The 7,326-nt window shown below is 40.6% G+C and carries 7 protein-coding genes and 1 pseudogene; 3 read left to right on the forward strand and 5 right to left on the reverse strand.

The window, feature by feature from the left end; all coding sequences use genetic code 11:
- Positions 1 to 142: 142 nt before the first annotated feature.
- Together L654_RS0113460 and dnaQ are read right to left on the reverse strand one after the other, a co-directional pair.
- Positions 143 to 1,513 carry a TIGR03503 family protein gene (locus tag L654_RS0113460; RefSeq protein WP_024608203.1) on the reverse strand — a complete coding sequence of 457 codons (1,371 nt, stop codon included), beginning with the start codon at positions 1,511 to 1,513 and terminating at the stop codon, positions 143 to 145.
- A 9-nt stretch (positions 1,514 to 1,522) separates the two neighbouring features.
- Entirely contained in the window at positions 1,523 to 2,236 is a 714-nt protein-coding gene (gene dnaQ / locus L654_RS0113465; protein WP_007586004.1) for a DNA polymerase III subunit epsilon, read from the reverse strand.
- Between the two features lie 68 nt (positions 2,237 to 2,304).
- Here dnaQ and rnhA point away from each other — a divergent pair, with 68 nt between their 5' ends.
- Positions 2,305 to 2,769: a ribonuclease HI gene (gene rnhA / locus L654_RS0113470; protein WP_007378210.1), complete on the forward strand. Its 465-nt coding sequence runs from the start codon at positions 2,305 to 2,307 to the stop codon at positions 2,767 to 2,769.
- 184 nt (positions 2,770 to 2,953) lie between these two features.
- Here rnhA and L654_RS0113475 read toward each other — a convergent pair whose 3' ends face one another.
- Complete coding sequence (locus L654_RS0113475) at positions 2,954 to 3,721, reverse strand: class I SAM-dependent methyltransferase (protein ID WP_010555337.1); 768 nt, start codon at positions 3,719 to 3,721, stop codon at positions 2,954 to 2,956.
- Between the two features lie 53 nt (positions 3,722 to 3,774).
- Between L654_RS0113475 and gloB the strand changes: the two genes are divergently transcribed.
- Together gloB and L654_RS0113485 are read left to right on the forward strand one after the other, a co-directional pair.
- Positions 3,775 to 4,548, forward strand: a complete 774-nt coding sequence (gene gloB, locus L654_RS0113480) for a hydroxyacylglutathione hydrolase (protein WP_024608204.1) — start codon at positions 3,775 to 3,777, stop codon at positions 4,546 to 4,548.
- 155 nt (positions 4,549 to 4,703) lie between these two features.
- Entirely contained in the window at positions 4,704 to 6,284 is a 1,581-nt protein-coding gene (locus L654_RS0113485) for a LysM peptidoglycan-binding domain-containing protein (protein ID WP_007586008.1), read from the forward strand.
- A 65-nt stretch (positions 6,285 to 6,349) separates the two neighbouring features.
- Here L654_RS0113485 and L654_RS01000000126080 read toward each other — a convergent pair.
- Positions 6,350 to 6,774: pseudogene (locus tag L654_RS01000000126080) on the reverse strand (flavodoxin domain-containing protein).
- The coding region (locus L654_RS0113495) for a pseudouridine synthase (RefSeq protein ID WP_024608205.1) at positions 6,774 to 7,326 on the reverse strand (553 nt) is incomplete at its 5' end. The pseudogene L654_RS01000000126080 and the gene L654_RS0113495, both read right to left, overlap by 1 nt.

A 7,326-nucleotide genomic window follows, 5' to 3' on the forward strand; every position in this document is an offset into this window, starting at 1 on the left:
CCCGGCGTGACAGGCCGGTATTCTAACCAACTGAACTACCACTCCATATTTCCGTTGCTGTTTAGGTCTCCCTGACAGCGGCGTGAATAATACGAACCAACCCCTATTTCGTCAAGGGCTTTTTTGTTTTTTTATAGGTTTTTTAGTCATCTGTCATCGAAAGGTTTAAAATTTCACCTGATCTGTCATTTTTTGAGCCATTTTTACCGACTTGATTTTTTTCTGTGTCGGCAACATCACCTTCACTTGTTTTCTTTTTCTTTAAAAAAGGCAGCTTTACTTTAAATTTAATCGGTTTTTTCTGAACAAATATACGAATTAACAACCAACCGAGTAATAAAATGAGCGTATTGCAGCCTACAATTAAACTAATAATTGTAGATGTGGCCATTTTTTCTTCAACAGGCTCACTCTCAATCATTTTATCTGGCGTAATAATCGTTGCCGGATCAATTTCGGGCACCGCTTCTATGGGTCGTTCTATCTCAAATTTATACGTTGGTAGCGTTGCCATAAATTCACGACCATTAATATTAGTGCCAAAAACAGACAGTTCAACACTATATCTACCCCAATCATAATTTTTAACACTAAGTTGTCGTGAGTCTTTAGCAGCTGCATCTATGGTAAACATTTGCTCTTCGTTATTGGGATAGTAGATTTTCCCCTGGATGATGACTGTTTCTGGCTTAACAATACTTGGGTCTATATTTATAGTTAACAGGTGCTCATCTGTGTCTTGCTCTGCTAACGCGACTTCGGTTACAAAAGGCGGCTCGTGCACTTCTATTGTATTTTGCACAATGCGACGCTGCAGCAGAGGTGTTGCAACGTAAAGCTCTGGTGTCCATTCACCCGCAGGGAAATCTAAAGTAAACTCGCCGGTAAATACACCATCTTTAGGGCGTTCATCAAATCCGCGTCCATCGTCTTTAAATTCAGCTACTTCTTGAATGCCTGCGCCAAAGTTAGCAAAGTTTTCATTGTTAGTACTTACAAAGTCAACATTAAGGCTAACAACATCTCTAAATAGGTTTGTGTTAATTGGCTCACCGTCGTTTAGTATTTTTCCGGTGATTTTTATTGTCTCCCCCCTAAACAACATTGAAGGAAGAGGCTCTGCCTCAAGAGATATCTCGCCTAATACAACTATTCTGCTGTCGGGTAAAATACTGCCTATTACTTGCCAAGGACCTGCCATAGGTTTTTTTATGGTTACTAAATCGTAGCTGAGTTCGTCAAACCAATCTAAGTTAGGGTTTTTAACTGAGTCAGTAGCAAAGTACTTACTGCCATCGGGCCTCACTAAAATAACAGCAGGTGCACCTGATTTTCTAAAAAAAAGCAGTGTTATTTCATCTATTTTGCTATCTATGCGAAAACGATTATCAAGTAAAGGGATCTCATTTTGATGCCCATCGCGCTTGAGCACTTCTACTTGTTTTACGCCATATGCATTGCCAGTAAATAAACTAGCTGCACATAACGCTGTTACAAAATACATCGTTTTCATTAAATCGCCTTATTCAGCGCGCCATATACATTGGCCGCCTTCTTTGTTTACAAGATCTAATCGTGCTTCGTGTGCGCTTTGCTCAGCGTCGCTTGCTCGCAGAACAACTAATGGGGCTCTATCACTATTTAAACGCTTTATACCGCCCTTCTGTTGCTCGCTGCCGTCATCTTTATTTTGATTCAAATTTAGCTTTGTTTGACCGCCCGTCATGGCAAGGTACACATCGGCTAAAATCTCAGAATCCAGTAGCGCGCCGTGAAGCGTTCGTTTACCGTTATCTACATCGTAACGACGACATAATGCATCAAGGTTGTTCTTTTGACCTGGATGCAAGTCACGCGCCATTTTAAGCGTGTCGAGAACTTGACAAAAAGTATCTGTTTTAGGGTAGCCCTGATTAAGCAGCGCAAATTCGTTATCCATATGACCAACATCGAACGGGGCGTTATGAATAACTAACTCTGCCCCTTCAATATAGTCGAAAAACTCTTGGGCAATTTGATGAAACAACGGTTTATCACGTAAAAATTCGTTAGTGATACCGTGAACGTCGATTGCTTCTTCTTCGCTTGGGCGTTGTGGATTTATATAAACGTGAAAATTATTGCCTGTTAAACGGCGATTTACTAACTCCACACACCCAATTTCTATAATACGGTGCCCTTGTTTAGGGTCGATGCCGGTGGTTTCTGTATCTAAAACTATTTGTCTACGTGCCATATCGAATTTAGCCTGATTCTGGTATCTTTCTATAATCACTTTATTGTACATAAGATCAAGGTAAAACAGTGCAAAAAACCGTAGAGATTTACACCGATGGCTCATGTTTAGGTAATCCAGGCCCCGGCGGTTATGGTATTTTTATGATTTATAACGGCCACGAAAAAGAAATGAGCCAAGGTTATAAACTCACAACGAATAACCGAATGGAAATGCTCGCGGCTATTGTAGCCCTAGAATCACTCACTCGAGAATGCGAAGTAAATCTAACAACCGATAGCCAATATGTTAAGCAAGGTATTGAATCGTGGATCACTAACTGGAAAAAACGTGGCTGGTTAACATCAGCTAAAAAGCCGGTTAAAAACGTCGATTTATGGAAACGCCTAGATAAAGCTTGTAGCGAGCACAATGTAACCTGGAAATGGGTTAAAGGGCATAGCGGCCATAAGTACAACGAAATAGTTGACGATTTAGCGCGCGATGCCGCTGGCAGTAAAGATTTACTAGAAGATGTAGGCTACCAGCCTTAATTTATTCTAAGCTAGTTGCTGTTATACCAATTTTATTAAAAACATGTTCATTCTATCGCATTATATAACTCACTAACTGCGTTAAAAATTATTCATATAGAACAACTATATGTCACAATTTTCGCCTTGTTAATGTGCTATTTTCTTAGCGCTATAATAGATCACTTATTTAATGCAATTGGTATTATTTTTCTTGCTCGCACGATTTAAAGTGTTGCTTTGACGTTTGTCTAAGGCCTGCCCCTTTTACTGGCGCAAACTGCGGCCTTGCATGCCACTTAGGTTTTATTGGCGTAAGTGGCGCAACTCTTTTTCGTGCCACCAGCATATAAACACTGCCCATCGGTTTTAAATACTGTTTTGCAAAAGTCCGCCAAAACTCAAATCTTGATAGCCTATTACCTCTTGCCAGTGATGAATAAATAAAACGTTCGTCACTTACAATTTCAAAACCCAATAAATTTAGCCAATCTTTAACCCTCGCAGGGGTAAAAAAGCGCCCCGTCCATGGTAATTTCTGACCACTAAAAGGCAGCATTTGTGCAAGTCCGCACAAACTAAACGGGTTAAATCCCGTAATTACTATATAGCCGCCCGGAATAAGTGTGCGATGTGCTTCTCGTAAAATGTGATGTGGGTCTGAATGATACTCTAAGCAGTGACTTAGTATGCATGCATCAATACTGTGCTCGTAAAATGGCAGTTCATCTATGTCAGCAACTACCCCGGTGTAAGGCCCAGGCTCTGCAACACACACTTGGTGTTTAATCGTACTTATACTTGTATTTAATTCGCCACTTAAATTACCTAGCTTAAGCATATGATAGCCAAACATACGCGGTAGCCATTGCTCCATTTTGCGTTCAATATCTTTGCGCAGATAATCCCCATGAGGAAACTGTTGCCACGACAGTGGTTTGGGTCCTTCTTGAAAACTAAGGGCTGGTTTCATTTTTTGAGCTCGTTATACTATGCGGTAAGTGTCACTTTATAGAGCAATTTACCATGGTGCAAGTCAAAGCAATTAAAGCCTTTTCTGATAATTACATTTGGTGTTTAACTACCGATAATAGTAACCAAGCATGGGTAGTCGATCCAGGCCAAGCACATCCCGTATTAACGTATCTAGCTGAGCACAAACTAACGCTTGGTGGTATTTTAATTACGCATCATCACTACGACCACACTGATGGCGTAGCTGCATTAGTTGACGCCTATCCAGATATATCGGTTTATGGCCCTGCAAATAGTCCATTTAAAGGCGTCACTCACGCACTCACTGATGGTCAAAGCATCAGTGTGCTTAATGTTAACTTTAATATTTTAGCAACTCTTGGGCACACGCTTGATCATATTTGCTATACAAATGATGAACTTGCTTTTACAGGCGATACATTGTTTAGCGGTGGATGTGGGCGCTTATTTGAAGGCACGCCAAAGCAAATGTGGGAATCGTTTAATAAACTAAGAGAGCTGCCTGCAAGCTGCAGTGTGTATTGCACCCACGAATACACGCAAGCTAATCTTGCCTTTGCCAAAGCGGTTGAACCACGTAACCCAGAACTACTCGCGTACAGTAAAAAAGTAGATGAATTACGCAGTAATAACCAAATCTCCCTACCCACTTCTATTGGACAGGAGCTAAAAATAAATCCATTTATGCGTAGCGATTTACCAACCATTACTGAGTTAGTGCCAGAAAAATTCATCTCGGTTACAAAAAACAATGAACCTTGGGGAAACTTTGCTAGTCTGAGACAGTTCAAAGACAATTTTTAATGCACAAACTAATACTTTAATATTTATTTTATTAGAATCATTAACTTAAGATATAGTGATGATTCTATTTCTGCGTTTTAAAAAGTCATTAAGTGGCAATGTTAACTCATAACAGGTAGTATTCGCCGAGTTTTTTACCCGATGTATTGGTATTTATGAATAAATCTCCCCTATTAGTAGCCTTGGCGTTAGCGCTAAGTGGTTGTCAAACTGTGACAACTCTAGACTCAGACTCTCAAGTCGCCACGCAAGCAAACCAACAACTCGAAGGCGCAAGTCCTAACGACATTAACAATGCATTGATGGTAAACGCACAATATCAGCAAGTTGACCCTGATGAGCAAGAAGCTCCCGTGTTTGATGATGTGTGGGAGCGAATTCGCTACCAACTTTCTATCGAAATACCGCAAAACCGCCCTGTTGTTACTGAACGTAATTATTACGCTCGCCACCAAGCTTATTTAGATCGTATTTCTAAACGTGCAGAACCTTACTTACACTTTATAGTTGAAGAAGTAGAAAAGCGCGAAATGCCAATCGAAATTGCACTATTGCCTATTGTAGAAAGTGCATTTGACCCGTTTGGTTATTCTAATCGCAGCGCATCGGGCATTTGGCAGTTTATGCCTGCAACCGGTGAGCGATTCGATTTAAAACAAAACTGGTGGTACGACGGTCGTCGCGACATAGTGCAATCGACTCGCGCAGCACTTGACTACTTATCGTATTTACATAAAACACTTGAAGGCGATTGGCTAAATGCGATTGCTGCTTACAACTCGGGTGAGGGGCGCTTGATGCGCGCGATTAAAAAGAATCGTAAAAAGCATTTACCTACCGATTTTTGGTCTCTTGATTTACCAAGCGAAACAACAGCCTACGTACCAAAGTTATTAGCACTTGCCGATTTATTAAAACGCTCAGATGATTTTAACGTTACATGGCAACCAGTAATTAATGCACAAGTGGTTGAAGTGGTTGATGTTGGCTCGCAAATAGATTTAGCGCTTGCTGCTGATATGGCTGATATGACGCTTACTGAGCTATACAGATTAAACCCTGGTTTTAACCGCTGGGCAACTGATCCTAATGGCCCTCATTCTTTATTATTGCCTGTTGATAAAGCAGAGGAATTTAGCCAAAAACTAGCAAACACTGATGTTAAAAACAGATTACGCTGGCAGCGTTATATTGTGGCTCGAGGCGACAGCTTATCGGTAATTGCCAAAAAGTTTACAACAAGCTCAAGCGCAATCCGATCGCTTAATAAACTCAAATCAAATACGATTAAAGTAGGCCAAGAATTATTAGTCCCGCTTACTGATGGCGCTATAAATAGCGAGCATTTACCAAAGCAGATGCGTTTAGCTGCTAATAAAGCAACTCGCACAAAGCTTTCGCACACAGTTAAAAGTGGCGACACGTTATGGGACATTAGCCGCGAATATGACGTAACTATGGATGAGTTGGCTAAATGGAATAAGCTAAAGAAAAACTCTGTGTTGCGCCTAAATCAAAAACTAACTGTGTATAAGTCAGCTAATAAACCACAAGCAACGGCAAGCACCAACCGTACTATTACATACAAAGTACGCCGAGGTGATTCACTTGCACGTATTGCGTCTAAATTTAATCTCAGCGTTAACGAAATTATTAAGTGGAATAATTTAGCCGGTCAAAAATACTTACAACCTGGCCAAAAGCTAAAACTTAAAGTAGATGTCAGAAGTAGTTAATTTATAAAGCTATAAAAGCAAAAAGGAGCGCATGCGCTCCTTTTTTAATACCTTAAAGTTAAGGATTAAGCAGGTAGTTTTTCTAGCCATACTTTTAACCAAGGCTCGGTTACTGGCCATGGTTCAAAATCTTCACATGCATCTATTTCTAGGCGGTTGCCCACAGGCTTTGCTTGTAAATCGCGTAGTAACTCGTCAAAGCTACGCCCTGCGCCACAAAATGTATCGCCGTAGCATCTGTCACCCATTGCAATTACACCAAACGGTTTATCGGTAAGCATTGGGAAAGTGCTATTCATTGCAAAGTACAATCCTGCCAAATTACTCGGTACATCACCTTGGCCTGTTGTGGAGGTAACAATTAAAATATGCGATGCATTTTTTATATCATCAAGTGATGCTTCAGTAATTACTGTTGCAGTATGACCCGCTTGCTCTATTGTGGCTGNCCGCCATTAACGCTGCCTACAAAAATACTAATATGTGCCATTAATAATCCTTTTCTTGCTCTGGCCAACCTAGCTGCTTACATATTTCAAGCATGTCTTCACCTAGTGGCGCTTTAATTGTTATTGATTCATTACTATAAGGGTGCACAAAACTAAGCTCTGTTGCAAATAACATTAGGCGTCTTAGCTCAAAATGCTCCCTAAAAAATTGATTATGCTGATTATCACCGTGATTTACATCACCAATAATAGGCAGTGATAAGTGCTTTAAGTGTCTGCGAATTTGATGCTTGCGCCCCGTTTTTGGAAAGCACTCCACTAACGAGTAACGCACTGTTGGGTACTTACCAATAGGAATAGGCAATGCAACTTGGTGCAAGCAATTAAACTGGGTTTGCGCTTCTTGCGGTGCTTTATCTTGATCGGCAAACTTATCGGCTATTTTATCAAGTTCTTCTTTAAGCGGTTTATCTAAAAATACTGACTCTGGTGCAAAGCCGCGCACTAAGGCCAAATAGCGCTTAGCAATAGTACCTTCAATAAATAGCTGGTTCATATCGCGAGCGGCTTCAGAGCCCAGTGCAAACAGCAAT

It is taken from the genome of Pseudoalteromonas sp. TAB23, assembly GCF_000498075.1.
Classification (GTDB): Bacteria; Pseudomonadota; Gammaproteobacteria; order Enterobacterales; family Alteromonadaceae; genus Pseudoalteromonas; species Pseudoalteromonas arctica.

Coding starts and splice junctions, on each gene's coding strand:
- L654_RS0113460 (WP_024608203.1), bottom strand. CDS start 1,513: ATGAAAACGATGTATTTTGTAACAGCGTTATGTGCAGCTAGTTTATTT.
- gloB (WP_024608204.1), top strand. CDS start 3,775: ATGGTGCAAGTCAAAGCAATTAAAGCCTTTTCTGATAATTACATTTGG.
- dnaQ (WP_007586004.1), bottom strand. CDS start 2,236: ATGGCACGTAGACAAATAGTTTTAGATACAGAAACCACCGGCATCGAC.
- L654_RS0113485 (WP_007586008.1), top strand. CDS start 4,704: ATGAATAAATCTCCCCTATTAGTAGCCTTGGCGTTAGCGCTAAGTGGT.
- L654_RS0113475 (WP_010555337.1), bottom strand. CDS start 3,721: ATGAAACCAGCCCTTAGTTTTCAAGAAGGACCCAAACCACTGTCGTGG.